Origin of the sequence: Altererythrobacter sp. C41, assembly GCF_016803135.1 — a bacterium.
Lineage (GTDB): Bacteria > Pseudomonadota > Alphaproteobacteria > Sphingomonadales > Sphingomonadaceae > Pelagerythrobacter.
Map to the genome: position 1 here is coordinate 582,769 of NZ_JAEVFE010000001.1, position 25,221 is coordinate 607,989.

General features: G+C 66.3%; 28 protein-coding genes. 10 read left to right on the forward strand and 18 right to left on the reverse strand.

The features are described 5' to 3' along the window. Nucleotides 1-77: 77 nt before the first annotated feature. Genes glmS through JNO53_RS02795 form a run of 3 tightly spaced genes read right to left on the reverse strand, consistent with a single transcriptional unit; the run spans nt 78 to nt 2,641 of the window. Nucleotides 78-1,901, reverse strand: coding sequence for a glutamine--fructose-6-phosphate transaminase (isomerizing) (gene glmS / locus JNO53_RS02785; RefSeq protein WP_203107384.1), 1,824 nt, complete (start codon nt 1,899-1,901; stop codon nt 78-80). A 15-nt stretch (nt 1,902-1,916) separates the two neighbouring features. Then, complete coding sequence (locus JNO53_RS02790; protein ID WP_203107386.1) at nt 1,917-2,297, reverse strand: PIN domain-containing protein; 381 nt, start codon at nt 2,295-2,297, stop codon at nt 1,917-1,919. Next, the gene (locus JNO53_RS02795) at nt 2,294-2,641 is read right to left on the reverse strand and encodes a ribbon-helix-helix domain-containing protein (protein WP_203107388.1); all 348 of its coding nucleotides are present in this window, start codon (nt 2,639-2,641) and stop codon (nt 2,294-2,296) included. Before JNO53_RS02795 ends, JNO53_RS02790 begins: the two co-directional genes overlap by 4 nt. A gap of 155 nt (nt 2,642-2,796) precedes the next feature. Between JNO53_RS02795 and JNO53_RS02800 the strand changes: the two genes are divergently transcribed. Both JNO53_RS02800 and JNO53_RS02805 read left to right on the forward strand, forming a co-directional pair. Then, nucleotides 2,797-4,098, forward strand: a complete 1,302-nt coding sequence (locus JNO53_RS02800; protein ID WP_203107390.1) for an O-antigen ligase family protein — start codon at nt 2,797-2,799, stop codon at nt 4,096-4,098. A 126-nt stretch (nt 4,099-4,224) separates the two neighbouring features. Next, complete coding sequence (locus JNO53_RS02805; RefSeq protein ID WP_203107392.1) at nt 4,225-5,736, forward strand: CpaF family protein; 1,512 nt, start codon at nt 4,225-4,227, stop codon at nt 5,734-5,736. Between the two features lie 4 nt (nt 5,737-5,740). Here JNO53_RS02805 and JNO53_RS02810 read toward each other — a convergent pair whose 3' ends face one another. Further along, nucleotides 5,741-5,971, reverse strand: coding sequence for a hypothetical protein (locus tag JNO53_RS02810; RefSeq protein WP_203107394.1), 231 nt, complete (start codon nt 5,969-5,971; stop codon nt 5,741-5,743). Between the two features lie 119 nt (nt 5,972-6,090). Here JNO53_RS02810 and JNO53_RS02815 point away from each other — a divergent pair, with 119 nt between their 5' ends. Next, complete coding sequence (locus tag JNO53_RS02815; RefSeq protein WP_203107396.1) at nt 6,091-6,219, forward strand: entericidin A/B family lipoprotein; 129 nt, start codon at nt 6,091-6,093, stop codon at nt 6,217-6,219. 74 nt (nt 6,220-6,293) lie between these two features. On the opposite strand, the gene JNO53_RS02820 is transcribed toward JNO53_RS02815, so the two are convergent. The 11 genes from JNO53_RS02820 to JNO53_RS02870 form a co-directional block, all read right to left on the reverse strand. Next, nucleotides 6,294-6,887: a DUF938 domain-containing protein gene (locus JNO53_RS02820; protein ID WP_203107398.1), complete on the reverse strand. Its 594-nt coding sequence runs from the start codon at nt 6,885-6,887 to the stop codon at nt 6,294-6,296. After that, complete coding sequence (locus JNO53_RS02825) at nt 6,884-7,339, reverse strand: ABA4-like family protein (RefSeq protein WP_203107400.1); 456 nt, start codon at nt 7,337-7,339, stop codon at nt 6,884-6,886. The genes JNO53_RS02820 and JNO53_RS02825 overlap by 4 nt, the downstream gene beginning before the upstream one ends. A 23-nt stretch (nt 7,340-7,362) precedes the next feature. Then, complete coding sequence (locus tag JNO53_RS02830; protein ID WP_203107402.1) at nt 7,363-8,058, reverse strand: NAD(P)H-binding protein; 696 nt, start codon at nt 8,056-8,058, stop codon at nt 7,363-7,365. Beyond that, entirely contained in the window at nt 8,051-9,211 is a 1,161-nt protein-coding gene (locus JNO53_RS02835) for a deoxyguanosinetriphosphate triphosphohydrolase (RefSeq protein ID WP_203107404.1), read from the reverse strand. Before JNO53_RS02835 ends, JNO53_RS02830 begins: the two co-directional genes overlap by 8 nt. Nucleotides 9,212-9,281: 70 nt before the next feature. Beyond that, entirely contained in the window at nt 9,282-9,977 is a 696-nt protein-coding gene (locus tag JNO53_RS02840) for an aspartate/glutamate racemase family protein (RefSeq protein WP_203107406.1), read from the reverse strand. Between the two features lie 152 nt (nt 9,978-10,129). Then, on the reverse strand, nt 10,130-11,158 hold the full coding sequence (locus JNO53_RS02845; protein WP_338015283.1) for an SO2930 family diheme c-type cytochrome: 1,029 nt from the start codon (nt 11,156-11,158) through the stop codon (nt 10,130-10,132). After that, nucleotides 11,155-12,363, reverse strand: a complete 1,209-nt coding sequence (locus JNO53_RS02850) for a parallel beta-helix domain-containing protein (RefSeq protein WP_203107408.1) — start codon at nt 12,361-12,363, stop codon at nt 11,155-11,157. The genes JNO53_RS02845 and JNO53_RS02850 overlap by 4 nt, the downstream gene beginning before the upstream one ends. Before the next feature lie 70 nt (nt 12,364-12,433). After that, nucleotides 12,434-13,903: an NAD(P)(+) transhydrogenase (Re/Si-specific) subunit beta gene (locus JNO53_RS02855; protein ID WP_203107410.1), complete on the reverse strand. Its 1,470-nt coding sequence runs from the start codon at nt 13,901-13,903 to the stop codon at nt 12,434-12,436. A gap of 1 nt (nt 13,904) precedes the next feature. Next, nucleotides 13,905-14,189: an NAD(P) transhydrogenase subunit alpha gene (locus tag JNO53_RS02860; protein ID WP_119512690.1), complete on the reverse strand. Its 285-nt coding sequence runs from the start codon at nt 14,187-14,189 to the stop codon at nt 13,905-13,907. A 13-nt stretch (nt 14,190-14,202) separates the two neighbouring features. After that, nucleotides 14,203-15,324 (reverse strand): NAD(P) transhydrogenase subunit alpha, encoded by a 1,122-nt coding sequence (locus JNO53_RS02865; RefSeq protein WP_203107412.1) that lies wholly within the window; start codon nt 15,322-15,324, stop codon nt 14,203-14,205. Nucleotides 15,325-15,335: 11 nt separating this feature from the next. Next, a complete protein-coding gene (locus tag JNO53_RS02870) occupies nt 15,336-15,461 on the reverse strand; it encodes an aa3-type cytochrome c oxidase subunit IV (protein WP_238401539.1) in 126 nt (41 codons plus the stop codon). Between the two features lie 155 nt (nt 15,462-15,616). Here JNO53_RS02870 and JNO53_RS02875 point away from each other — a divergent pair, with 155 nt between their 5' ends. Together JNO53_RS02875 and JNO53_RS02880 are read left to right on the forward strand one after the other, a co-directional pair. Then, entirely contained in the window at nt 15,617-17,035 is a 1,419-nt protein-coding gene (locus JNO53_RS02875) for a sigma-54-dependent transcriptional regulator (RefSeq protein WP_203107414.1), read from the forward strand. Between the two features lie 19 nt (nt 17,036-17,054). Beyond that, a complete protein-coding gene (locus tag JNO53_RS02880; protein ID WP_203107416.1) occupies nt 17,055-17,816 on the forward strand; it encodes an SDR family NAD(P)-dependent oxidoreductase in 762 nt (253 codons plus the stop codon). On the opposite strand, the gene folP is transcribed toward JNO53_RS02880, so the two are convergent. The 3 genes from folP to JNO53_RS02895 all read right to left on the reverse strand — a co-directional run bounded on the left by folP (nt 17,813) and on the right by JNO53_RS02895 (nt 20,951). Then, the gene (gene folP / locus JNO53_RS02885) at nt 17,813-18,925 is read right to left on the reverse strand and encodes a dihydropteroate synthase (RefSeq protein ID WP_203107418.1); all 1,113 of its coding nucleotides are present in this window, start codon (nt 18,923-18,925) and stop codon (nt 17,813-17,815) included. The genes JNO53_RS02880 and folP overlap by 4 nt on opposite strands. Before the next feature lie 71 nt (nt 18,926-18,996). Next, nucleotides 18,997-20,094: a site-specific DNA-methyltransferase gene (locus tag JNO53_RS02890; RefSeq protein WP_203107866.1), complete on the reverse strand. Its 1,098-nt coding sequence runs from the start codon at nt 20,092-20,094 to the stop codon at nt 18,997-18,999. A 233-nt stretch (nt 20,095-20,327) separates the two neighbouring features. Then, the gene (locus JNO53_RS02895) at nt 20,328-20,951 is read right to left on the reverse strand and encodes a ribonuclease HII (protein ID WP_203107420.1); all 624 of its coding nucleotides are present in this window, start codon (nt 20,949-20,951) and stop codon (nt 20,328-20,330) included. Between JNO53_RS02895 and JNO53_RS02900 the strand changes: the two genes are divergently transcribed. From JNO53_RS02900 to JNO53_RS02920, 5 genes are all read left to right on the forward strand, one after another. Continuing rightward, a complete protein-coding gene (locus JNO53_RS02900; protein WP_203107422.1) occupies nt 20,950-22,149 on the forward strand; it encodes a PQQ-dependent sugar dehydrogenase in 1,200 nt (399 codons plus the stop codon). The two genes, JNO53_RS02895 and JNO53_RS02900, sit on opposite strands and share 2 nt — an antisense overlap. Nucleotides 22,150-22,226: 77 nt before the next feature. Next, on the forward strand, nt 22,227-22,745 hold the full coding sequence (locus JNO53_RS02905; protein WP_203107424.1) for a GNAT family N-acetyltransferase: 519 nt from the start codon (nt 22,227-22,229) through the stop codon (nt 22,743-22,745). Between the two features lie 24 nt (nt 22,746-22,769). Then, nucleotides 22,770-23,318: a DUF1285 domain-containing protein gene (locus JNO53_RS02910; protein WP_203107426.1), complete on the forward strand. Its 549-nt coding sequence runs from the start codon at nt 22,770-22,772 to the stop codon at nt 23,316-23,318. After that, nucleotides 23,315-23,920, forward strand: coding sequence for a CoA pyrophosphatase (locus JNO53_RS02915; protein ID WP_203107429.1), 606 nt, complete (start codon nt 23,315-23,317; stop codon nt 23,918-23,920). Before JNO53_RS02910 ends, JNO53_RS02915 begins: the two co-directional genes overlap by 4 nt. Further along, the gene (locus JNO53_RS02920) at nt 23,913-25,091 is read left to right on the forward strand and encodes a CCA tRNA nucleotidyltransferase (protein WP_203107431.1); all 1,179 of its coding nucleotides are present in this window, start codon (nt 23,913-23,915) and stop codon (nt 25,089-25,091) included. The genes JNO53_RS02915 and JNO53_RS02920 overlap by 8 nt, the downstream gene beginning before the upstream one ends. Nucleotides 25,092-25,221: the final 130 nt, after the last annotated feature.

Here is a 25,221-nt window from a genome sequence, read left to right on the forward strand (position 1 = left end):
GATCGGGTCATCGAAGGCGCCTGGTCGAGCGCGTGGCAGAGGATTCGATCGCGGCGCTTCTCGATTGACGCCGCCACTCACTCGACCGTGACGGATTTGGCGAGGTTGCGCGGCTGGTCGACATCGGTGCCCTTCACACAAGCGGTGTGATAGGCGAGCAGTTGCACCGGCACGGCGTAGACCAGCGGTGCGATCAGCGGGTGCACCTTGGGCATCTGGATCGTCGCCAGACACCCCTCGCCCGCCTCCAGCAGCCCCTCGGCGTCGGAGATCAGCACGATCTTGCCGCCTCGCGCGCGGACTTCCTGCATGTTCGACACCGTTTTCTCGAACAATGGTCCCGAGGGCGCGAGGACGATCACCGGCACTGCCTCGTCGATCAGCGCGATCGGCCCGTGCTTCATCTCGCCCGAAGCGTAACCTTCCGCGTGAATGTAGCTGATTTCCTTGAGCTTCAGCGCCCCCTCCAGCGCGAGCGGGTAGTCCGGCCCGCGGCCGAGGTACAGCACGTCGCGCGCAGGTGCGATCAGGTGCGCCATCCCGGCAATGTCCTCGTCGTGATCGAGGGCGGCGTTGAGCGCAGCCGGCGCTTCGAGCAGGTGCTTCACCACTTCCTGCTCTTCGGCCCGGTCCATGCGGCCTTTCTTCACCGCCAGATGCGCGGCCAGCGCGGCGAGCACTGCAAGCTGACAGGTGAAGGCCTTCGTGCTGGCAACGCCGATCTCGGGTCCGGCATGGGTCGGGAGCAGCAGGTCTGCCTCGCGCGCCATCGAACTGGTCGGCACGTTGACGACCACGCCGATGGTCTGCCCGGCCGCCTTGCAGTGGCGCAGTGCCGCCAGCGTGTCCGCGGTCTCGCCGCTCTGCGAGATGAACAGGGCCAGGCCGCCCTCCTCCAGCACGGGATCGCGGTACCGAAACTCGCTCGCCACGTCGATGTCCACCGGCACGCGCGCGAAGTGCTCGAACCAGTATTTCGCGACCAGCCCCGCGTAGTACGACGTACCGCAGGCGACGATCGTCACGCGCCTGATCGTCGAAAGATCGAAGTCCATCTGCGGCAGCGCGACAGTGTTGTTCGCCTGGTGCACGTAGCTGCGCAGCGTCTGGGCGACGACGGTCGGCTGCTCGAAGATCTCCTTCTGCATGAAGTGGCGATAGTTGCCCTTCTCCACCGCCGCCGCCGACGCGCCGGACGTGGTGATCTCGCGCTCCACCGGGTTGTTCTCTGCATCGAAGATCTGCGCCCCATCGCGGCGCACGACGACCCAATCCCCCTCGTCGAGATAGGCGATCTTCTGCGTCAACGGCGCGAGCGCAAGCGCGTCGGAGCCGAGGTAGGTCTCGCCTTCGCCGTATCCCACGACCAGCGGCGAACCGAGGCGCGCGCCGATGAGCATATCGGGGTGATCGCGGAATGCGATGGCGAGGGCGAAGGCGCCGCGCAGCCGCGGCAGAACAGTCCTGACGGCTTCTTCCGGTGACGCGCCGTTCTCGATTTCCTCGGAGATCAGGTGCGCGACGACCTCACTATCGGTCTCGCTCTCGAGCTTGCGTCCCTTGGCCGTGAGCTCGTCCCGGAGCGGCTTGAAGTTTTCGATGATGCCGTTGTGGACCAGCGCTACGTGCTCGGTCGCGTGCGGGTGTGCGTTGTTTGCTGTGGGGGCGCCGTGCGTCGCCCAGCGCGTGTGCGCGATACCGATCGTGCCGGGCGCAGCGTTGTGCTCGAGCTCCTTGACGAGATTGGCGAGCTTGCCTTCCGCGCGGCACCGGATCAACCTGCCCTCCTGAATGGTACAGACCCCGGAGCTGTCGTAGCCGCGGTATTCCATCCGCTTCAGTCCGTCGACCAGCCGGTCTGCAACCTGATCCCTGCCGACGATGCCGATGATTCCGCACATAGAGCCGTATTTCCTTCAGAGTGTGTAAGGTATGCGGATGCCCGGCATCTCGGCCGGAAAATCCTTGATATTTCGAGTTACGAGAACGCGCCCGCGCACCAGCGCCGTGGCGAGGATGATCGCATCGGGCAAGCGAATACCTTTGCGTTCGCGGCGCAGCGCCGCCGCCCGATCGGCGATTTCCGAATCTATTTCATCTATCGCGAACCCGGCCAGGAAACGCTCTATCTCGCGCAACTCGGTCCCCGAACTCTTCGACATGATCTCGACCCAGGCCATCCGACTCAGCCACGCGCGCCCGGTCTGATTGAGGGCTCGACGCAGTTCCGCCCGCCCCTGCTCTATGCCGAGAAGCGCATCGATGACGATACCGGTGTCGAAAGCAAAGCCGCTCATGGCCTTTCGCCGCCCTTGCCGGAAAATTGCCGATGTATCTGCCGCTGCCGGTCGTCCTCGGCATCGAAGAGCTCCGGAAACTCGCCGCGCGCGTCTTCGTAATCATCGTCCCACGGCCGGGTCGAGGACGCCCGTTCGCGCCGCTGCCACGTCGCCGCATCGCCGAGATCCGTTCGCTCCTTCCAGAGACCGAACCCGCGATCGATCCAGTCGGTCGAGCTTTCGCCCCGATAGGCGCTCACCGCTTCGCGCAACACCGCGGCGCGCGACTTCCCCTGCTCCTCCGCAAGGCGATCGAGCCATCTGATGTCATCTTCGGGAAGGTCGGCGAGGATTCGCGGCATAATGATATCGCGATATCATATCATGATATCGCGTCAAACAAATTCGGAAGCGCTCCAACTTCGGAAGCGCTGCAACGGCATTCGACAGATCGTGGTTTACCGCACCTTAAGCAGCACGCGTTAGCCGGAAGCGAACGCCGAGACGGGAGAGCTTGATGAACGTCGTCCAAAACGTCGACGGTGCGAGGTTGAAATTCCGCTCGTCGTGGCGCGACGTATCTATGCCCCGCCAAGCGACCGGTCTGTCAGCGCTAGCAGGGGTAGCGCTGCTGCTAGCAGCGCCGGCCTTCGCCTTGGCGAGCTGGCTTGTCGCGGCGGACTACCCTGCAGTCCTGTTCTACGCATTCCCCGTGCTCGCGGCCGAAATCGCCGTAATCATCCTCGCGGTTGGCGCCGGCTTCGACTTGCGCGGGGCGTTCTCGCAGCTTCACCCAATCACCCGTCTCGGAGCGGTCGTCTGGCTTGCGACCGTCCTGTGCGCAAACCTCATTTTTGCGCCCGTGCGAGCTGCAGCGGTGCCGTTGCTGTTTATTACTCTCATCCACGCATCCTTTGCGCTTGCGCTTTGGAGTCTGGTTACGAGTCGCTGGAGATTGCGCCAAAGAGGCTTTCTCTACTGCGCCGCAGCAGGCGTCGGCCTGTTCGGCGTCGTCTTTACCGTGGTGATATTGGCCGAACTGAACAACCCTGATTTCAATTGGGTGGGCGTGGGTATCGGTATCACCAACATCAGACAGCTGGGCTTCTACGGTATCACACTGGTAGGCATCGCCCTCGGTCTTGGCGCGGTCTCCCGCGGCTGGCCCTGGTGGTTCGCCGCACTGAGCACTGCATTCGGGTTTTGGCTGACGATCGTGAGTGGTAGCAGGGTAGCGTTTGTTGCTGCCGTCATCGCGGGTATCGTTGTCGGTGTACTAAGCGAAAGGAAGCAGCGCGCATCACTGGCGATGCTCGTCACTCTCGCTCTCGTGACGGCGATTCCTACATCATATTTACTGGTTCCTCATGAGAGCTGGGGCTTCGACCGGATCATGGACCGAAGCTTTTTCGACGACGATATGAATGCATATACATCTGGGCGCTTAGCGATCTGGAAGGAGACATGGGCAGCAGTTCTCGAACGTCCCCTTCTCGGCCACGGAGAAGGTCAGTTCCGATCTCAGATCGTGAGCGCCGGCAACGGCTTGAACCACCCCCACAACGCGCCCCTCCAGTTTCTCTATCAGTGGGGATTTATCGGTACAGCCGCATTGGCATTGATGCTGGCTTCGACGGTCCGGAACCTGCGAAATCATACGTGGACCGATGTCCGGCTGGCATCAATTGGGACAGCGACCGGATTGCTGGCAATGGCGATGCTCGAAGGCTCGCTATATCACACCTATCCAGTGATGATCGTCATCCTGTGTCTGGTAATCGCGAACGCGACGGCGAGCGCGGCGGTGGCACACCATTAGGTGCCGGCGGGGTCTGATCAATCAGCCTTAGGAAAATAATAAACTTTCCGATCTATTCACCAAGTTCCCGCAGACCGTCGCTCCCGCAGTGCTGGTAGGTCGAGCGGGTGGACCAAGGGGTTTGGAATGACGGCTTTCGGCAGGAAGAACGGACCGGGGGGTATGCCCGGGGCGCGTCCCTCCTTCGGTGTGGCGCGACCCATGAAGGGGGGCGACGCGCGCCGGGCGCCGGAACCTGGCGGCGAGCAGTTTCCGCCTCTGCCGGGCGATAGCGCTACCGCTCCGTCGGAATCCGCTGCACCGAACAAGTCCGATGCCCTGGCTCGCCTCGCGGACCGGGCCAATGCGATCCACCAGCAGGCCGAGATCGGCGGCTTCGAAGCCAGCGTCCACAAGATCAAGGAACAGGTGTTGCCCCGCCTCCTCGAGCGCGTGGACCCCGAAGCGGCGGCGACGCTGACCAAGGACGAGCTCAGCGAGGAATTTCGCCCCATCATCATGGAGGTGCTGGCCGAGCTCAAGGTCACGCTCAACCGGCGCGAGCAGTTCGCGCTCGAGAAGGTGCTGATCGATGAATTGCTCGGCTTCGGTCCCCTGGAGGAGCTGCTCAACGACCCCGATGTCTCGGACATCATGGTCAACGGCCCCGATCAGACCTACATCGAGAAGAAAGGCAAGCTGGTCGTCGCGCCGATCAAGTTCCGTGACGAGCAGCACTTGTTCCAGATCGCGCAGCGTATCGTGAACCAGGTCGGCCGCCGCGTCGACCAGACGACCCCGCTCGCCGACGCCCGCCTCAAGGACGGCAGCCGCGTCAACGTCATCGTGCCGCCGCTGTCGCTGCGTGGTACGGCGATCTCGATCCGCAAGTTCTCCGAGAAGCCGATCACCATCGACATGCTGCGCGACTTCGGGTCGATGAGCGACAAGATGGCGACGGCGCTCAAGATCGCCGGCGCGTGCCGGATGAACATCGTCATCTCGGGCGGTACCGGCTCGGGCAAGACCACGATGCTCAACGCGCTGTCGAAGATGATCGACCCGGGCGAACGCGTGCTGACGATCGAGGACGCGGCCGAGCTTCGGCTGCAGCAGCCGCACTGGCTCCCGCTCGAAACGCGCCCGCCGAACCTGGAGGGCCAGGGCGCGATCACGATCGGAGACCTGGTCAAGAACGCGCTGCGTATGCGCCCTGACCGCATCATCCTGGGCGAGATCCGCGGCGCGGAGTGTTTCGATCTCCTCGCCGCGATGAACACCGGCCACGACGGATCGATGTGCACGCTGCACGCCAACAGCCCGCGCGAATGCCTGGGCCGTATGGAAAACATGATCCTGATGGGCGACATCAAGATTCCGAAGGAGGCCATCAGCCGCCAGATCGCGGAATCGGTCGACCTCATCGTTCAGGTCAAGCGCCTGCGCGACGGCTCGCGCCGCACGACCAACGTCACCGAAGTAATCGGCATGGAAGGCGACGTGATCGTCACCCAGGAGTTGTTCAAGTTCGAGTATCTGGACGAGAGCGAGGACGGCAAGATCCTGGGCGAGTTCCGCAGTTCGGGCCTGCGCCCCTACACCCTGGAAAAGGCGCGCCAGTTCGGGTTCGATCAGGCCTATCTGGAAGCGTGCCTCTGACCCGCTAACCGGCGAGCAGTCCCTTCACCGACAGCAGTATCAAACCGCCGCCGACGATCGCGGAGGTCAGAAAGATGCCTCGCCAAGGGACCCAGCCCACGCCGTCCATCCGCGTGCGCCGATTGCGCCGGATCTCCGCCAGTGTCGCCACGAGCGCTATACCGAGACAGCCGAGCCCCCAGAGGCCGGTGATTTCCGCTTCGCTGGCGAACGTCAGAAAGTGCCCGATGCTCATTGCGGCGCGATATGGGCGGTGCGCCGATGCTCGGCAAGCGGCGGGCAGCCGGAACCCCGGCCGCGGCGCTGCGTTTTTCCTCCATCTGCTCGCAGTGAGCAACGAAGGAGTGCCATGTTATGGTCCGCAAGATTCTACTCGCCGCAGGAATTGCCGCGTTCTCGCTCGCCGCAACGGCCTGCAACACGGTGAAGGGCGTCGGGGAAGACATCGAATCCGTCGGCGAAGCCGGCGACGAGGCAATCTGATCGCACGCCACGGACAAGGCCCGGTTCCGGGCCACATGCGCCCGTCGGAGGGATCCGGCGGGCGTATTTGCGAGCTAGTTGCGCCGGTAGATCAGTGTAAGGTTGTTGGCCGGCATTGCATGTCGCGCCGACCGGATGAAGCCCGTGTCCTTCGCCAGTGCGTCGACCGCCGCACGATCGCGTAGTCCCCAGGCGGGATCGCGAGCGCGAAGACTTGCATCGAATGTCAGATTCGATTCCGCCGTCTCCACTTCCTGTTCGATAAACGGGCCGTAGACGATCAGCGGCGCACCCCGCGGCAGGATCTTCGCCGCGCCCGCGAACAGACCCTCGGCTGCCGCCCACGGGCTGATGTGGATCATGTTGCTGCACAGAACCGCGTCTGCCTGCGTTACCGGCCAGGCTACCGAGGAGGCGTCGAGCTCAACCGGGGGCAACAGGTTTCCGGGCCCCGCCTCCTCCCGCCACGCCGCAATCGAAGCCAGTGCATCAGGCTCGCGGTCGCTCGGTTGCCATGACAAATGCGGAAAGCGGCGCGCGAAGAACAAGGCATGCTCGCCCGAACCGCTCGCGATCTCGAGCACGATTCCCCGCGCCGGCAGCTCGACTTCGAGCACGGCCGCGATCGGCTCGCTGTTGCGCCCGGCAGCGGGTGCGTGGCGCTTCATGCCCACCGGCCCGACGCACGTGCGCGGCGTTCCCGAATGGCGAGCCAGATCAGGAGACCGAGCGGCCCGGCCAGAAAGGTCGTGAGGAGCACGGGGGCCTGGGCGATCCGGGAGAATCCCTTCGCATCGGCGTCGCGCGCGATCCACAACCCGACGAATAGATCGAACGCGAGGTAATGGGTCCAGCCGAGCACGACCGCCCCGTCGGATCGGGACAGGGCCTTGATGCCGGCGAGTGAGAAATCGGCAGACCAGGCCGCCCCCGCGTCCCGCACGGGATCGACCGCACCGGTCACCAGCAGTACGAGCAGAACCGTGTAGACCAGGCACAGCAGGGCGATGCCGAGATAGAGCACGCTGGCCATCGCGAACGGACGGCGCGGCAGAAACAGCAGGATCGCCCATGCGGCAAGCGCGACGAGGTTGGTCGCACCAAAGATCGTCGGCCACATTCGCGCGCGCCCCCTTTTTCGCCTCAGGCGTCGACGGGCTGCGGGAACTCGCGCGCGGCCCGGCGGATGCCGTCGTTATCGTGAATGAAGCGCCCGGCGGCTTTGCGCATGGTCAGCCCCAGCGCCGCCTCGGCTACCGTCTGTACCGGGATCGAGCGGAACCGCCGCATTCCGCCGCGAAGGAAGAAATCGGTCAGCGGACTCATGGCGATCCCGATCCGTTCCCCGGGGCGTCGGTCGTCGACGCGGGGGCCCCGCAGCAGACCGGGACGCAGGATGTCGAGGCGCTTGAACCCGACCTTGGCCAGATCCCGCTCCATCTCCGCCTTCACACGCAGGTAAAACGCCTTGGACGCGAGCGAGGCGCCCGCCGAGCTGACGGCAACCATTCGCTCGATCCCGTGCTCCTTCGCCGCGCGCGCCGTCTCCAGCACGAGATCGTGATCGACCGCGCGGAAGGCAGCCTCGTCCTCCCCCGCCTTGCGCCAGGTCGTGCCCAGCGCACAGATCAGGGCCTTGGGCCGCACGGCTTCGAACACCTCGCCCCAATGTGCCGGATCGGCGACGAACATCTCCATTCGAACGCCTTGGGGCAGAGGAACCTCGCGCCGTGAGAGCCCCACGAGACGGAAGTCCTCGCGCCCGATCGAGAGGTTGATGATCGTGTTGCCGATCAGCCCGGTCGAACCGACCAGCGCGATGCGCAGCAGCTCAGACATTGCTCAGGCCTTCGGGCCGACTGCCGAATATCCGCGCATACTGATCGATCGCGAACCGGTCCGTCATGCCCGCGACGAAATCGCCGATATGCCGCGCCCGCGCCGGTTGCTCGGCCGGCAGGGAAGCACGCCAGGCGGCGGGCAGCGCTGCCGGATCGGCGGCGTAAGCGGCATAGAGCTTCGCCACGACCTCGCGCGCGCGCTCGGCCGTCGCGAGCTGCTCCGGATGGAAATAGAGCCGGTCGTACATGAAACGCTTCAGCCGGCGCTCCTGGGCTCCCATTGCGGGAGAGAAGGTGGCGAGAGCGCGCCCCGCGGCGCGCACGTCGTCGATCGTCGCCATGCCTTCCGCGGCGCGCTGCGTCTGCGCGATAACATCGTTCACCATCAGGCCGATCTGCACCCTCACCAGTTCGCGCAACTGGCGCTCGCGCGGAGCGTTGGGGAAGCGCTTTTCGACCTCGCGCCACTGGTCTGCGACGAAATCCAGCGAAAGCAGGTCGTCGAGCGCGAGAAAGCCCGCTCGCAGCCCGTCGTCGATGTCATGATTGTCGTAGGCGATGTCGTCCGCCACCGCGGCAACCTGCGCCTCGAGGGAGGGATAACGGCCGAGATCGAGCGGGAATGCGGCATTCAGTTCGGTCAGCGCCCAGCCCGGCTCCGCAACCGGGCCGTTATGCTTTGCCAGACCTTCCAGCAGCTCCCATGTGAGATTGAGGCCGTCGTGTTCGCAGTACGGACTTTCGAGGCGCATCAGCACCCGCAGGGCCTGCGCGTTGTGGTCGAACCCGCCCTCGCCCTCCATCGCCTGCCGGAGCGCATCCTCTCCGGCATGACCGAAGGGCGGGTGTCCAATGTCGTGCGCCAGGCACAGCGCCTCTGTCAGATCCTCGTCGAGACCCAGCGCGCGCGCGATCACCCGCCCGATCTGCGCGACTTCAAGGCTATGCGTGAGCCGTGTACGATAGTGATCGCCGTCGGGCGCGATGAAGACCTGCGTCTTCGAGCGCAGCCGGCGGAAGGCGATCGAATGGATGATCCGGTCGCGATCGCGCTGGAACTCGCTCCGCGGCCCGCGCGCGCCCGCGCGATCTTCAGGAAATTCGCGGCCGCGCGATGCGGCGGGATCGGCGGCGAACAGCGCACGGGTCATGCCGCGCCGCCTAGGTCAGCCCGGCGCGGGCGGCAACGGGAACAATCGGGCAACCTCGGTGCGGGTCCGTTCAACTTTCCCCCAAGATCCAATCGACCGCAGCCTCGCAATGAATGCGCGCGGAATCGAATATCGGCAGCACGTTGGCATCGACGTCGACGATCATTTCGAGCTCCGTGCATGCGAGCACGATCGCCTCCGCCCCGTCCTGCTCCTTGCGGGTGATCATGGTCTTGAGCGCACGTTGCGCATCGCGGGTCGCCTTGCCCAGCATCAGCTCGTCGTAGATGATGCGATCGAGCTGCTCGACGTTGTCCATGTCGGGCGGCAGCAGATCGATCCCGTGCGCAACGAGGCGCTGGCGATAGAAGTTCTCCGTCATCACGTTGCGCGTGCCGATCAGTGCGGCATTGGCGACCCCGTCCTCCCGCATCCGCTTGCCGATGCATTCGGCAATGTGGATGATCGGAACCGTGACCTGCGCCGCCACTTCGTCGTAGACCTTGTGCATCGAATTGGCCGCGATCACGATGGCCGTTGCCCCCGCCCCTTCGAGCTGGCGCGCCGAATCTCCGAGAACCTGCGCCGCCCGCTGCCAGTCCTCCGGCTCGTGCAGGCCATAGAGCCGCCTGAAATCGAGGCTGTCGATCAGCACCGGCGCACTCGCCATCGGCTCTGCGCGGCGCTGTACCAAGCGGTTGATCCAGTCGTAGTAGGTGCGCGTCGACACCCAGCTCATGCCGCCGATCAGCCCCAATTTTCGCAAACGTCGATCCTTCCTGAAAACGCAATTAGGCGGGGGGCCTTAGCGAAGTCGGGTGTCGGCCGTCCACAGGGCGCGTGCGCGACTGGGCGCTTGTTTCAGTCATCCCAAGGAAGTTGGCCGCGCACAGGAGTGCTGGTGACGATGCCCGCTCGCTACGGCTCCAGACCGGAAATCCAGCGCTCCACCGCCTCGACCCCTTCGGGATCGACGGTCGCCTTGCCCAGTTCGGGCATTGCGACGCCCGGCTCGGCGCTTGCCATGCGGTGAGCCAGGATCGATTCTTCCGGCTTTCCCGGAACTACATCGAACAGCAGGCCGCCGGACCCCCGGCCCGCAGCGACGGGCCGTTTCATGATCCCGATCGCAGCCGGCTCGCGCTGTTCCCAACGCAGATCGAGGCCGGAGTTCGAAGCCGTGGCGGATGGCCGGTGGCAATGGGCGCAATTGACATCCAGATAGGCGCGCGCCGCATCGGCCGCGCTCGCGTCACCACGCGCTTCCCATAGTGGCAGGACGTCCGCCCCGTCCGGCACTCGATCGAGCATGCCGCGCGCGACCATCTCGCCCAGCCATTCGTGAGACAGGTTGCGCGCCTTGGGGCCGATCGGAATCACCTCGCCGGCGAGACCGTGGCATTCCTTGCACTGGTTCTTGTTGGGCACGCGGTAGCTGATCGCCTCCCCGCGCGGTGTAACGAGATCGACCCGTGCGCCTGCAACGGCCAGTCGCGCCTCGGTCTGCTCGTCGTTCCAGAGGTAAGGCAATGCCAGCCAACCATCTGCGCGGTGAAGCAGCACGCGCGTCTCGATCAAGCGGCGCGCCTCGCCTTCGCCGAATGCGAAGGTCTTGATCAGCGCCGCGCCCACCGGGATTTCGAGCAGGCCCTCGCCGTCGGCCGAGGCGCCGACGCCTGCCGGCAGGTAGATGAACCGCAGCTTCTCCGCCCCGTCGGAATAGAGCGGCGTGTTGAGGCGGTAGGGGATGACGCGCGCAGCGGGTACCTGAGCCGGCGCATCGGCGAAGAACCCGAACTCGGCGAGCGTTCGCGGCAGCCCGCCCATCACCGCCGCGTCGTTGACGGCAACCGGTGCGGCGGTCGCCGCGCGTTGGCCCGAATGCGCGGCGATGCTGCCGGTAAGGGCCAGGATCCCGGCCCCGACCAAGATCGCCGCCCGTTTCACTTGAGCCGCGCCTCCAGCTCCGCACTGGCGCCCCAACCCTCGGTCGAGATCGGTTGCCCGGGCCGACCGACCTCGAGCGGCCCGGGCTGCGCGCCTGTCATGCCCTTGCCCTGTTCAGTGAGGTTGAGCGACCAGCCCTTGAGATCGGAATGGACCCTGAGCGGCGTGTACTCGGCACCGCCATCGGTCAGGCCGTCCCACATGACCGGGGGCAGCGCGCCGCCGAACGCCGCCGTCAATTGTTCCGCGCCGTCGAGCTGCGGGTCGGTGCCGCCCGCATCCACGGCGTTCCACGCGATCGTAACTTCGCGCGGATAGGGATTATAGTCCGCGTCTTCGAAGGGTAGCGGATAGGCGATGACCATGATCGGCGCCGTGGGATTGTCGTAGAGCAGGTTCTGCCCGACCCAGACGTTCTCGTTTGCCATGACCATCACGCCGGTGCCGCGCGGCACGGTGGCGACGATATTGCCCTCCGGCGCGAAGTTGGGGGTGGTGTTCGCGGCGACGAGGTTGTCGCGCACGATCACGTTGCCACCACCCATCACCGGCAGGTTGGGCAGGTCGAACACGAGGATGCCTCCGGTGTTGCGGCTGACGAAGTTGCGTTCGACGATCGCGTCCCGGCTATTCTCGATCTCGATCCCCGCGACGTTATCCGTCGCGACCGAATTGCGGACGGTGATCTTGCTCGACTGGCCGACGTATATCCCCGCGTCCGATGCACCCGAAACCTCGGTGCCGTCGATCAGGATATTGGTGCTCTCGACCGGATAGATACCGTAAGCGCCATTGGTCGGCTTCGGTCCGCCGGTCCAGGTGACGCGGATCGCGTGGTAGACGATGTTGTCGGCGCCCTTGGACTTGATCCCGTCCCCCTTGGGGTTCTCGACCGCGAAATCGCGCAGGGTAACGCCATCGGAGGTGACGAGCAGGCCCTCGCCCGAGCCTTGCTGGCTGGTGTAATCGAGGATGGTGGCCTCTATCCCGGCGCCCCGGACCGTGACGTCGTCGACATCGAGCGAAAGCCCGTCGGTCAATTCGAAACGGCCCGCGCCGAGCGCGATCTCGTCGCCCGGCTGGGCGAGGATCAGCGCCTCCTGCAAGCGCTCCTGCGCGCCTTCTCCGGGCTCGACGGCGATGGTTTCGGCAAGAACGGGTGCAGCGCTCGCAAGCGCAAGTGCGACAATCGACAGTCTGATCATGTGAGTCTCTCCCCTGCAACCTATTCTGCCGCGCAGATGGAGGATTGCAAGCTGTCCTTGGAGGAGAGGCTTAGTCCAGCGCCTTCACAATCTCTTCGACCATCTTCTTCGCGTCGGCGAGCAGCATCATGGTCTGGTCCATGTAGAACACGTCGTTGTCGACACCCGCATACCCGACGCCGCCCATCGAGCGCTTGATGAAGAAGACCTGCTTGGCCTTGTCCACGTCGAACACCGGCATGCCGTAGATCGGGCTGGACTTGTCGGTCTTGGCAGCCGGGTTGACCACGTCGTTCGCGCCGATAACGAAGGCGACGTCCGCCGTCGCGAACTCGGAGTTGATGTCCTCCAGCTCGAACACTTCGTCGTAGGGCACGTTGGCTTCGGCGAGCAGCACGTTCATGTGGCCCGGCATGCGGCCGGCGACGGGGTGAATGGCGTACTTCACCTCCACGCCCTTTTCCTTGAGGACATCGGCCATCTCCCGCAGCGCGTGCTGCGCCTGGGCCACGGCCATGCCGTAGCCGGGGATGATGATGACCTTCTCCGCCTGTTCCAGCATGAAGGCCGCATCGGCGGCGCTGCCCTGCTTGTAGGGGCGCTGTTCCTTCGGCTCGCCCCCGCCCGCGCTCGCATCCGCGCCGAAGCCGCCCGCGATCACCGAAATGAAGCTGCGGTTCATCGCGCGGCACATGATGTAGCTGAGGATCGCGCCCGAACTGCCGACCAGCGCGCCGGTGACGATCATCGCGGTGTTGTGCAGCGTGAACCCCATCGCCGCGGCAGCCCACCCCGAGTAGGAGTTGAGCATCGAGACGACGACCGGCATATCCGCCCCACCGATCGGGATGATCAACAGGAAGCCGATCACGAAGGCCGCCGCGACGATCGCCCAGAACAACCATCCTTCCCCGGGTCCCGCGTTGGGCGCGAGCGCGTAGGCAGCGGTCATGCCGAGGATTGCGATCAGCGTACCGAGGTTGATCACATGCCGCGCGGGCAGAAGGATCGGAGCCCCGCTCATATTACCGTTGAGTTTGGCGAAGGCGATCACCGAACCGGAGAACGTGATTGCCCCAATCGCCGCGCCGAGAGCCATTTCCACGCGGCTGACGGCAAGGATGTTGCCGTCGAGCCCGAGGATGTCGAATGATCCGGGGTTGAGGAAAGCAGCCGCCGCCACGAGTACCGCTGCCAGCCCGACCAGCGAGTGGAACGCCGCGACGAGCTGCGGCATCGCGGTCATGGCGATACGGCGTGCGATGATGAAACCGATCGCGCCGCCGACCGCGATCGCGACCAAAATTTCCGGCAGTCCTGCGATCTCGTGCGTGACGAGAGTCGTCACCACGGCGATCAGCATGCCTGCCATGCCGAAGCGGTTGCCGCGCCGGCTAGTCGACGGGCTCGAAAGGCCACGCAGCGCGAGAATGAACAGCACGCCGCTGGCGAGATAGGCGAGTGCGACCCACGGGCTCACCGCATGCGCCGCGTCCGCAGCGATCGAGAGGTCGGAAACCGCATCCGGCGGGAGCGTCATCTCAATTGCGCTCCTTCTTCTTGTACATCGCGAGCATGCGCTCGGTCACAGCAAAGCCGCCGAAGATGTTGACGCTGGCAAGCACGACGCCGGCAAGGCCGAGCCACTTCGCCCCCGGCACTTCGGCCGCCGCCGCGGCGATCAGGGCGCCGACGATGATCACGCTGGAAATCGCATTCGTCACCGCCATCAGCGGCGTGTGCAGCGCGGGGGTGACGGACCAGACGACGTAATACCCGACGAAGCAGGCGAGAACGAAGATCGACAGGATCGATATGAAGTCCATCAGATTTCCGCCCTCACCCCTTCAGCCTCTCGTTCACGATCTCGCCACCGCGCGTCAGGCGCACCGCATCGCCGATCTCTTCATCCAGCACGGGCCGGCCCTGCTCCTTGTCCCAGAAGGCGGAGAGGAAGTTGTAGTGATTGCGGGCGAAGAGCGCGCTGGCGTCGGCAGCGAGGTGCGCGGCGGTATTGGAATAGCCGACGATCTTCACGCCATGCTTCTCCACCACCTGATCGGCCACAGAACCTTCGACGTTCCCGCCTTGGGCCACGGCGAGGTCGAAGATCACGCTACCCGGCTTCATGGTTGCGATCTGCGCTTCGGAGATCAGGCGCGGCGCGGCGCGGCCGGGGATCAACGCTGTCGTGATGACGATGTCCTGCTTGGCGATATGGCCGGAAACCAGCTCGGCCTGTGCCTTCTGGTATTCCTCCGACATTTCGGTGGCGTAGCCGCCGCTGCCCTCGCCCTCGATCCCGGCGACGGTTTCGACGAACACCGGCTTGGCGCCGAGCGACTGGATCTGCTCTTTCGTGGCCGAACGCACGTCGGTCGCAGAAACCTGCGCGCCCAGCCGGCGGGCCGTGGCAATCGCCTGCAAGCCCGCGACGCCGACACCCATGACGAAGACTTTAGCGGCCTGGATCGTGCCCGCCGCGGTCATCATCATCGGGAACGCGCGGCCATAGACGTCCGCCGCGGCGATCACCGCCTTGTAGCCGGCGAGGTTGGACTGGCTGGAGAGCACGTCCATGCTCTGCGCGCGGGTGATGCGCGGCATGAACTCCATGCTGAGCGCCTCGACGCCCGCCTTCGCATAGGCATCGACACGCGCGCGCTGGCCGAACGGATCGAACAGCGCCGCGACCCATGCGCCAGGTTTAGTCCCCTCCAGCAAGGCCACGTCGGGCGCCTGGATGCCGAGGACGATATCCGCATCCTTCGCCACCTCGGCGGCGGACCCGAGTTCGGCGCCCGCCTCGCGATAGGCGGCGTCGGACACCGATGCGGATTCGCCCGCGCCTTCCTCGATCGCCACCGCCGCGCCCAGCGCGACGAACTTCTTCACCGTTTCGGGCGTGGCCGCGACCCGGGTCTCGCCCGGCGCGCGTTCCTTGAGGACGGCGATCCGCAAGATGGCGTCGGTCAGCTTGAGATCAGGATGACGATGATCAGCGTTGCGATCGCGATCGTCGGAACCGACCACTTCAGCATGCTGATGAAGCCTGCGTAGGTCGCGTTGGCCGCCTTCATGTCGTTACCCGAAGCCATTTGTATTCATTTCCCCAAGAGATACGTTTGCACGAGGCTCTATCGCGCCGGGTGCACGGCATCAAGCCTCGTGGGGGTGGCAACAGCCTTAATCGGACCTTTACCCCCGCCCCGTAAATCGAACGCCTGTACCGCAGCGGGACGGTTTGGGGACGATGGCCGAAAACGAATCACGTCTTTTGATGCTGATCGACGACGAACCGGCGCAGAGCCGGCTGATCGCCGCGCTGGCCGCGCGCGAGGGATGGCGCACGCTCGTCGTGAAGGATTCCGAAACCGCCATCGCGACCCTCGGCACCCGAGAAGGCATGCAGCTTTCGGCGATCATCCTCGATCAATGGGTGCCCGGCGACGATGCCTGCGCGCTGATCGAGGAACTGAAGAGCCGCCGCCCGGCCCTGCCGATCCTGATGCTGACGACCAGTGCTTCTCCGCTCCTCGCGGTCGAGGCGATGCGCGCGGGCGCAACCGACTATCTCATCAAGCCCGTCGCGCCCGACCGGCTGATGCAGGCGCTGCGCAGCGCGACAAAGCGCGAGGCGCCCAAGGACGAGCTCCAGCCGCTGACCGAGAAGATGCCGGCCTCACTCGACTTCGATGCGATGATCGGCACATCGCCATCGTTCCGTACCGCGCTCGCCCGCGCGGCCAAGGCGGCGCGCGGGCACGGCCCGGTTCTGATCGAGGGCGAGACCGGCACGGGCAAGGAAATGCTGGTGCGCGCGATGTACGCCGCATCGCCCCGCGCGAAGGCGTCTTTCCGGATGATCAACGTCGGCGGCGTGCCGTCGAGCTCGATCGAATCGATGCTGTTCGGTCACGAGCAAGGCGCGTTCCCCGGCGCGTTCGACCGGCAGATCGGCGCGCTGCAGCATTGCGACGGAGGCACCCTGTTCCTCGACGAGATCGACCGCCTCGACCGATCGGTGCAGGAGCGGCTGGCCGACTGCCTCGAGCAGGGGATCGTCCGCCCCACGGGCGCGCGGCACGGATTCCGCGTCGACGTGCGCCTGCTCACCGCGAGCAATCTGCCGCTCGCCGAATTCGTCCAGGGAGGCCATTTCGACGAGCGGCTGCTCGCCGCGATCGCGCCCACGACGATCGTGCTCCCACCCCTGCGCGAACGACAGGGCGACATACCTGCGCTCACCCGCCATTTCCTCGCGCGGATCGGAGAGCAGCCGGGCCTCCGACACCATTCGATCACCGACGGTGCGCTGCAACTCCTCGCGGCATTCGACTGGCCGGGCAACGTGCGCCAGCTCCAGTCGGTGCTGTTCCGCGCCGCCGTCTATTGCGAAGGCGAGACGCTCACCATCGAAAGCTTCCCGCAGTTGCTGGAGCTTGTCGGGGATTTCGGCCATGCCGCCGCGGCCGTGCAGGACGGCGCCGGGGTGCAGCTCTATACCGACGACGGCAACCTGCGTCCGCTCGAGGAGATCGAGGCCGACGTGATCCGCCTCGCCATTGGCCACTATCGCGGCCGGATGACGGAAGTCGCCCGTCGCCTCGGCATCGGCCGCTCCACGCTCTATCGCAAGCTCGGCGAACTCGGAATCGACAACGCGGCCTAGGCACCTTACCCGGCACGCCATGGCCGACCATTTCGATTTCACAGGACGCAGGGCGCTCGTCACCGGCGCGGCTTCGGGTATCGGCGCGGCCGTGGCGCGCTGGCTGGGCGATCACGGGATCGCGCATCTCGTCCTCGTCGACCGTGACGCCGACGCTCTCGAAGCGCTGGACCTCGCCTGTTCGTGCGAGCGCGTGACGGGCGACGTGGCCGATCCCGCATTGTGGGCGCGGATCGCGGGCCTGGCACCGCTCGACCATGCAGTGATCAACGCGGGAATTTCCGCAGGCGCGGCGATTGTGGATTGCGACTTTGCCGAGTGGCGGCGCGTGATGACGGTCAACCTCGACGGCGCCTTCCTCTCGCTCCAGGCCGCGATGCGGGCGATCCCCGGCGCCGGCAGCGTGGTCGTCACCGCCTCGGTCAGCGGTTTGAAGGCAGAGCCCGGAACGGCCGCCTATGGCGCTTCGAAGGCGGCACTGATCCAGCTCGCCAAAGTCGCCGCTAAGGAAGGTGCATCACGCGGCCTGCGGGTCAACGCGATCGCCCCGGGCGGCGTCGACACGCCGATCTGGGATCAGACGCCGTTCTTCCGCGATCTCGTCGCCCAGCACGGCGGCGATCGCGCCGCGGCGCTGACGGCGATGGCCGAAATGGCGACGCCGCTGGGCCGCTACGCGACTGCCGAAGAGATCGCCGCGCAGGCCGGCTTCCTGCTTTCCGACGCCGCGGCGACGATCACCGGCGCCGTGCTGGTCAGCGACGGCGGATACTCGCTCTAGGCGGGAAGATCGGAGAAGTCGGTCAGGGCCGCGTCGCGCAGGCCGCGCCAGACGTTGCGGGCCTGAACCGTTTCGAACACGTCGTGGACGCGCAGGAGTTGAACGCCCGCGTTCATGCCCGCGATTGCGAGCGCGAGGCTGCCGCCCAGGCGCTCGTGCGCGGGCACTTCATTGCTGAGCGCGCCAATCATCCGCTTTCGGCTGGCACCGAGCAGCAGCGGTTGGCCGAGCGCATGGAACAGCGGCAGCCCGTTGATGAGCGCGAGGTTCTCGCTCACGCTCTTTCCGAAGCCGATGCCCGGATCGAGCACGATCCTTTCACGCGCCACACCGGCCCCCAGGGCCGCATCGCGCCGTTCGCGCAACCAGTCGAACACGTCGAGCACGACGCATTCGTAATCGGCATCCGCGTGGAGATCGTCACCCTCCCCCGGCGCATGCATCAGCACCACAGGGCAGTCGCGCGCCGCGACTAGCTCCATGCTGCGGGGATCGTGACGTAGCGCCGAGACGTCGTTGATCATGTGCGCGCCGGCGTGAAGCGCGGCGTCCATCACCGCCGGGCGCCGTGTGTCGACGCTGATCGCGGCGCCCATCGCCGCGCAGTATTCGATCGCGGGGATCACGCGGCCGAGCTCGTCCCCTTCCCACACCGCGGGCGCGCCCGGCCGGGTGCTCTCGCCGCCCATGTCGACGATTGCCGCCCCGGCTTCGAGCATAGCGGCGGCATGCGCGCGGCCCTCTTCCGGATTGTCGAGGAATTTCCCGCCGTCAGAGAAGCTGTCGGGCGTGAGGTTGAGGATGCCCATGATCTGCGGCTGGTCGAGCCGCACGGTCCGCGCCCCCATCTCGATCGGCGGATGCGCCATGCGCAAGTTCGCCCATTGGGCCTCCGCCTCCGCACCCAGAGTGTCCGGCAGGCGACCGAGAAGGTCCTCCACGCTCGCCGGCGTGAAGCGCCAGCGCTCGACCACCTCGCCGTCACGCCGCAGGATCGCCGCGAAGCGATGCGCGTAGACCATGCCGCCTGCGAGGCGGATGCAATCCCCCTCCTCGCTCTGCGGACTGGCGACAAGGCCGATCGGGCGGAGATAGATCTGGTCGGACATGCGGTGCCTTCGCTACCCAATCCGCCGCCCCGGCGAAAGCCGGGATGACGGTAGAGCGGACGAGAGAAGGATCAGTCCTCCATCGCCAGCAGGTAGAGCTGCCGCGCCGCATCGATCGGCTTGACGTCGCCGCCGGCCTCGTAGTGCCAGAAAGTCCAGCCGTTGCAGCTCGGTGCGCCTTGCAGTTCCTTGCCGAGCCCGTGGATCGAGCCGGTCTGCTTGCCATAGGCGAGCGAGCCGTCGGCCCGCACGGTGGCGACCCAGCGGCGCTTCTTGTCGAAGATCTCCGTACCGGGCTGGATCATGCCATTCTCGACCAGCGCGCCGAACGCGACCTTCGGCGCACTCTTGCGGCTCTGCATGGTCTGGAGCGCGCTTTCGTCGAGCGGCAGTTCCTTCTCGATCCGCTTGAGCGCGGCTTCGCGATAGAGCCCCTCGCGTTCGCATCCGATCCACTGCCGGCCCAGGCGCTTTGCAACCGCACCGGTCGTCCCCGTGCCGAAGAACGGATCGAGCACGACGTCCCCCCGCTCGGTCGTAGCCAGCAGCACGCGGTAGAGCAGCGCCTCGGGCTTCTGCGTCGGGTGGACCTTATGCCCGCCTTCCTTGAGCCGTTCCTGCCCCGCGCAGATCGGCAGGACCCAGTCGCTGCGCATCTGCAGTTCGTCGTTGAGCGTCTTCATCGCGCGGTAGTTGAAGTGATACTTCGCCTTCTCGCCCTGGCTCGCCCAGATGAGCGTTTCGTGTGCGTTGGTGAAACGCGTGCCCTTGAAATTGGGCATCGGGTTCGCCTTGCGCCAGACGACGTCGTTGAGGATCCAGAAGCCGAGATCCTGCAGGATCGCACCGACGCGGAAGATGTTGTGATAGCTGCCGATCACCCACAGCGCGCCGTCCGGCTTGAGCACGCGCTTCGCTTCGGCCAGCCAGGCGCGGGTGAAATCGTCGTAGGTCTTGAAGCTGTCGAACCGGTCCCACTCGTCGGTCACCGCATCGACATGGCTGCCGTCGGGCCGATTGAGATCGCCGCCGAGCTGGAGATTGTAAGGCGGATCGGCGAAGACGAGATCGACGCTGGCGTCGGGCAGCTTGCGCATGGCCTCCACGCAGTCGCCGCCGAGGATCTGCCCCAGCGGCAGCGTGCGCGGCGTCTCGACCGTTTCGGCCATGCGCGGCGCGCGCGTCTTCGTGATTTCCAGAACGCTCAATGCAAATCCCCCGTTTCCGTAGTTATCCACAGGGTGAGTCCAAGCGGACTCCGCGTCAAGCGAGGAATTTGCGCCTGGTATGGTTAACGCCCGGTAACCTGCCGAGGAACGAAAAGAGTCCGCCACAAGATGTTGAGTCTACGGTATTCGGGCAGACTCGACATGCTGCGGGTGTTGCCGGAAGGACTCGCTCGTCAGAACAGTTCCATCTGTGCGACGGGGGCGAAGCTGCGGCGGTGGAGCGGCGTGGGACCATGCGTGCGCAGCGCCTCCACGTGGTCGGGCGTGCCGTAACCCTTGTTGTGTTCCCACCCGTAATGCGGGTGTTCGCGGGCGGCTTCGATCATCATGCGATCGCGCCATTCCTTTGCGACGATCGAAGCGGCCGAGATCGCCGGCTCCTTCGCGTCGCCGCCCACGATCGGCCGCGCCGCCCAGCGCCATTCCGGCCGGCGGCCGTGGGGGGTGAGGTTTCCGTCGACCAGCACTTCGTCGGGGTCGCGCGCGAGCACTTCGGCAAGCCGCGCCACTGCCAGCGTCATCGCCAGCATCGTCGCTCCGAAGATATTGAGCCGGTCGATCTCTTCCACCTCGACCACGCCGACCCCCCAGGCGCAGCGACGGCGGATCGTGAGATCGAGCCGGCCGCGCGAGTTGGCGCAGAGCTTCTTCGAATCGTCGAGCCCCGCCGGTCGTGGCTTGCACAGCGCCACCGCAGCCGCCACAACCGGCCCTGCCAACGGCCCACGCCCCGCCTCGTCGACGCCGACGACGAGGGGTCCGAGCCCGAACCTGTGATGGGGAGTTCCACTGAACATGACGAAATCTGCGATTCTTGCCGCGGTTCTATCGCCGTGCGCGCTCGTCTCTGCAAGCTGCAGCGCGGAACCCGCCGGGGACAGCGCCCCGACCGAAGCCGCCGTCACTGCCGAAATCGGCGAAGAAGTGTCCGTCACGTCCGCGAACCAGTTCAAGGCCATGTCCCTCGGCACCTTCGACGAGCCCTGGGCGGCCGAGTTCGCGCCGGGCACCAGCGTGCTGTTCATTACCGAGAAGAGGGGGACGATGAAGTTCGTCGATACCGCGACCGGCCGGACCGGCACGGTCATCGGCATGCCGGAGGTCGATTACGGCGGCCAGGGCGGCCTCGGCGACGTGGCGTTCCTGCCTTCCGAAAGCGCCGACACGCTGGGCCGCAGGACGATCTATCTCACTTGGGCCGAGGCAGGCGAAGGCGACACGCGCGGCGCCGCGCTCGGCAAGGGCACGCTCGTCTGCGAACAGGCCAATGCCTGCACGGTCGACGGCCTTTCGGTGATCTGGCGCCAGCAGCCGAAAGTCACCGGCCGCGGCCACTATTCGCACCGCATCGCCTTCTCGCCCGACGGGCAATATCTGTTCCTCGCCTCGGGCGACCGGCAGAAGATGGAGCCGGCACAGGACCTGTCGAACAACCTCGGCAGCGTCCTGCGGCTCACGCTCGACGGCAAGCCGGCCCCCGGCAACCCCTTCGCGGACCGCGGCAGCCCGTCGGATCAGATCTGGTCGTACGGTCACCGCAACATCCTGGGCCTGCAGTTCGATGCGCAGGGGCGGCTGTGGGACCTCGAGCACGGCCCGGCGGGCGGCGACGAGCTCAACCTCGTCGTACAGGGCGAAAACTACGGCTGGCCGGTCGTGTCGGACGGCGTTCACTATAACGGCGATCCGATCCCCGACCACAACACGCGCCCCGAATTCCACGCGCCCGCGATCAGTTGGGATCCGGTCATCGCGCCGGGCGACTTCGTGTTCTATTCGGGCAAGCTCTGGCCGGAGTGGCGGGGGCAGGCGATCATCGGCGCCATGAAGCCGACCGCGGTGGTGCGCGTCGCGATCGAGGGGGACAAGGCGACCGAGGCGGCTCGCTATCCCTTCGAGAAGCGCGTGCGCGAGATCCTCGAAGGCCCCGATGGAGCCTTGTGGATCCTCGAGGATGGCGAAGACGGGCGGCTCGTCAGGCTCACTCCGCGCTGACGGCAAAGCTGCGCCCCGCGCGCAGCAAGGCGAATTTGATCGACAGCGGCGCGCGCCGCCCCTAACGGCGCGCGCCTATGGCGACCATCGTGCCCCTTGCCAACGTCGATTCCGCGCTGATCGAAGCGTTGCTCGACCGTGCCTTCGGACCGGATCGTCATGCGCGCACCGCCTACCGTATCCGCGAAGGCATGGACTGGCTCCCCGCCCTCAGCTTTGCGGCGGTCGACGACGACGGCTATCTCGTCGGCACGATCCAGCTCTGGCCGGCGGCGCTTACCGATCCGGAAGGCCGCGCCCATCCGATGATCATGGTCGGCCCGGTCGCGGTCGTGCCCGAACGGCAGAGCGAAGGTTTCGGCAAGGCGTTGATGCTCGCCGCGCTCGGCGCGCTGGAGCCCGGCGCGCTGCCGCAGGTGATGATCGGCGATCCGGAATATTACGGCCGCTTCTTCGGCTTCACCGCCGCACCCACCGGCGGCTGGCACTGCCCCGGCCCTTTCGAACCCGCACGCCTGCTGGTCCGGTGCGACAATCCGTCGATCCTTCCGGCAAAGGGAATGCTCGGCCCCTGGCCCGAGACCTTGGCGAATTGACCGCGCCGTGGCATCGGACACTCGATGCCGTACCAACCGCCTCCCGAACTTGCCGGCCTGACGCTCGACGAAATCGCTGAGCAGGTCGCGGCGCGCAAGCTGCCGCCGGTCGAGGAGTGGCGGCCGGAAAGCACGGGCGACAGCCATATGCGCATCGCGGCCGACGGGACCTGGTATCACGATGGCGGCCCGATCACCCGCCATGCGATGGTACGTGCCTTTTCCGGGCTGGTGACCCGCGATGATGACGGACGCCACTGGCTCGTCACCCCGTTCGAGAAGCTCTCGATCGAGGTCGAGGATGCGGCCTTCATGGCGACCGATGTGGTCCGGCGCGGCGGCGACCTCGCCTTCCGCCTCAACACCGATGAACTGATCGTCGCCGGCCCCGACAATCCGCTGCGCGCGGCGGGCGAGATCGAAGCGCCCGCGATCTATCTCGCCGTGCGGCGCGGCTGCGAGGCGCGGCTGAACCGCAGCACCTGGCAGCAGCTCGCCGAAATCGCGCTGTCCGAGGGCGACGGCCGGACGGTGGCGAGCCAGGGCGAAACCTTCCCCCTTCTGCCGCGATGAGCTCGCTCTTCGATCGCCTCGAAGCCCTGTTCGAACAGGGGCACCGCGCGGATATCCCGGACCTGCTGACCGACGAGCGCTTTGCCGATGCCAGCCGCACGGCGGACGCTGCGGTGCTGATCGCGGTGACCGACCGCCCCTCCCCCGGCGTGATCCTGACACAGCGGCCGCACGGCATGCGCGATCATCCCGGTCAGGTCGCTTTTCCGGGCGGGAAGATCGACCCAGGAGAAACCGCGGTCGAAGCCGCCTTGCGCGAGGCCGAGGAGGAGCTCTCCATGCGCCCTGACCATGTGCGCGTGATCGGCACGACCGACCGCTACCAGACAGGCACCGGCTTCGACGTCACGCCAGTGCTTGGCGTCGTACCGCCCGACCTGCCGCTGATCGCCAACCCCGGCGAGGTCGAGGCATGGTTCGAGGCGCCGCTCGACCTGCTGCTGGACCGAGACAACTGGACCGAGCACGAGGTCTTCTGGCGCGGCGCGACGCGGCGCTACCTCGAATATCACTACGACGGCTTCCGCATCTGGGGCGTGACCGCGGCGATCATCGCCAATCTTGCCCGTCGGATCGAGTACAAGGCCCTGTTCGATGGCTGAGCGCCTTCCATCTGCCGAATGGACGCAGCGCCCCGATCTCGCGGCGCTCGTGGCGGCCCTGGGCGCGGACAATGTCCGCTGGGTCGGCGGCGCGGTGCGCGACACGCTGCTCGGACACGACGTGCGCGACATCGATGCCGCCACTCCGCTCGAGCCTGCGACCGTGATCGACCGGCTGCGAGCGGCCGGGATCAGGACGGTTCCGACGGGGATCGACCACGGCACCGTCACCGCGGTCCTGCCCGGCGGCCCGGTCGAGATCACCACGCTCCGCCGCGACGTCTCGACCGACGGCCGCCGCGCGACCGTCGCCTTCGCGCAAGACTGGCGCGAGGATGCCGCCCGGCGCGATTTCACGATCAACGCGCTCTACGCCGCGCCCGATACGCTCGAGATCTTCGACTGGTTCGGGGGGCTCGGCGATCTCGCGGCGCAGCGTGTGCGGTTCATCGGCGATGCGCGCCAGCGCATCCGGGAGGATCATCTTCGCATCCTGCGCTATTTCCGCTTCCAGGCGCGCTTCGGCGCCGAGCTCGATGCCGAGGCGGAAGGAGCCTGCGCCGAGCTTGCCGCGACGCTCAAGGGCCTCTCGCGGGAGCGGATCGCCGGCGAACTGCTCAACCTGCTCGGTCTTCCCGATCCTGCCGACACAGTCGCGCGAATGCTGACGCTCGGCGTATTGCCCGTGGTTTTGCCGGAAGCCGGGCCCAAGGGGATCGAGGCACTTCGCCGCCTCGTAGCGAACGAGCGAGCGGCCGGCGTCACGCCCAACCCGATCCGCCGGCTCGCGGCGCTCCTGCCGACGCTCCCTGCAGTCGCGGAAACCGTCGCCGCGCGTCTCCGCCTGTCGAAGGCGCAGCGCGAGCGGATCACCCGCGCCGCCGCGCGCTGCGCCGAGGATGCGCAGCAACCGCGCGTGCTGGCCTACCGCGAAGGCATCGACTGCGCGATCGACCGCCTGCTGCTTGCGGGCGCCGACGTCGCGCCGCTGATCGGCTGGCAGGTGCCCGAACTCCCGCTCAAGGGCGGTGAGATCGTGGAACGTGGGATCGCCGCCGGGCCGGAAGTCGCGCGCACGCTGCGGCAGGTCGAATCCCGGTGGATCGACGAAGGCTTCCCCGGGCGCGACCGGGTGAAGCGTATTCTGGATGAGGTACTCGGAGGCATCTGAGGTTGCTTCATCCGGGTTTAATGTGGAAATGATACCCCGTGTTCATCGCCGACAGGCAGGACATGTCATCGCGTGCCTCGCTCGCGGTGGGCCTCCGTCCGGTTCTTCCGGGCATGCGGGTTCCTGCTCT

Bases quoted from the DNA above. Each gene is read 5' to 3' on its own strand.
- glmS (WP_203107384.1), bottom strand. From the start codon at position 1,901: ATGTGCGGAATCATCGGCATCGTCGGCAGGGATCAGGTTGCAGACCGG.
- JNO53_RS02790 (WP_203107386.1), bottom strand. From the start codon at position 2,297: ATGAGCGGCTTTGCTTTCGACACCGGTATCGTCATCGATGCGCTTCTC.
- JNO53_RS02795 (WP_203107388.1), bottom strand. From the start codon at position 2,641: ATGCCGCGAATCCTCGCCGACCTTCCCGAAGATGACATCAGATGGCTC.
- JNO53_RS02800 (WP_203107390.1), top strand. From the start codon at position 2,797: ATGAACGTCGTCCAAAACGTCGACGGTGCGAGGTTGAAATTCCGCTCG.
- JNO53_RS02805 (WP_203107392.1), top strand. From the start codon at position 4,225: ATGACGGCTTTCGGCAGGAAGAACGGACCGGGGGGTATGCCCGGGGCG.
- JNO53_RS02810 (WP_203107394.1), bottom strand. From the start codon at position 5,971: ATGAGCATCGGGCACTTTCTGACGTTCGCCAGCGAAGCGGAAATCACC.
- JNO53_RS02815 (WP_203107396.1), top strand. From the start codon at position 6,091: ATGGTCCGCAAGATTCTACTCGCCGCAGGAATTGCCGCGTTCTCGCTC.
- JNO53_RS02820 (WP_203107398.1), bottom strand. From the start codon at position 6,887: ATGAAGCGCCACGCACCCGCTGCCGGGCGCAACAGCGAGCCGATCGCG.
- JNO53_RS02825 (WP_203107400.1), bottom strand. From the start codon at position 7,339: ATGTGGCCGACGATCTTTGGTGCGACCAACCTCGTCGCGCTTGCCGCA.
- JNO53_RS02830 (WP_203107402.1), bottom strand. From the start codon at position 8,058: ATGTCTGAGCTGCTGCGCATCGCGCTGGTCGGTTCGACCGGGCTGATC.
- JNO53_RS02835 (WP_203107404.1), bottom strand. From the start codon at position 9,211: ATGACCCGTGCGCTGTTCGCCGCCGATCCCGCCGCATCGCGCGGCCGC.
- JNO53_RS02850 (WP_203107408.1), bottom strand. From the start codon at position 12,363: ATGATCAGACTGTCGATTGTCGCACTTGCGCTTGCGAGCGCTGCACCC.
- JNO53_RS02855 (WP_203107410.1), bottom strand. From the start codon at position 13,903: ATGACGCTCCCGCCGGATGCGGTTTCCGACCTCTCGATCGCTGCGGAC.
- JNO53_RS02860 (WP_119512690.1), bottom strand. From the start codon at position 14,189: ATGGACTTCATATCGATCCTGTCGATCTTCGTTCTCGCCTGCTTCGTC.
- JNO53_RS02870 (WP_238401539.1), bottom strand. From the start codon at position 15,461: ATGGCTTCGGGTAACGACATGAAGGCGGCCAACGCGACCTACGCAGGC.
- JNO53_RS02875 (WP_203107414.1), top strand. From the start codon at position 15,617: ATGGCCGAAAACGAATCACGTCTTTTGATGCTGATCGACGACGAACCG.
- JNO53_RS02880 (WP_203107416.1), top strand. From the start codon at position 17,055: ATGGCCGACCATTTCGATTTCACAGGACGCAGGGCGCTCGTCACCGGC.
- folP (WP_203107418.1), bottom strand. From the start codon at position 18,925: ATGTCCGACCAGATCTATCTCCGCCCGATCGGCCTTGTCGCCAGTCCG.
- JNO53_RS02890 (WP_203107866.1), bottom strand. From the start codon at position 20,094: ATGGCCGAAACGGTCGAGACGCCGCGCACGCTGCCGCTGGGGCAGATC.
- JNO53_RS02900 (WP_203107422.1), top strand. From the start codon at position 20,950: ATGACGAAATCTGCGATTCTTGCCGCGGTTCTATCGCCGTGCGCGCTC.
- JNO53_RS02895 (WP_203107420.1), bottom strand. From the start codon at position 20,951: ATGTTCAGTGGAACTCCCCATCACAGGTTCGGGCTCGGACCCCTCGTC.
- JNO53_RS02905 (WP_203107424.1), top strand. From the start codon at position 22,227: ATGGCGACCATCGTGCCCCTTGCCAACGTCGATTCCGCGCTGATCGAA.
- JNO53_RS02910 (WP_203107426.1), top strand. From the start codon at position 22,770: ATGCCGTACCAACCGCCTCCCGAACTTGCCGGCCTGACGCTCGACGAA.
- JNO53_RS02915 (WP_203107429.1), top strand. From the start codon at position 23,315: ATGAGCTCGCTCTTCGATCGCCTCGAAGCCCTGTTCGAACAGGGGCAC.
- JNO53_RS02920 (WP_203107431.1), top strand. From the start codon at position 23,913: ATGGCTGAGCGCCTTCCATCTGCCGAATGGACGCAGCGCCCCGATCTC.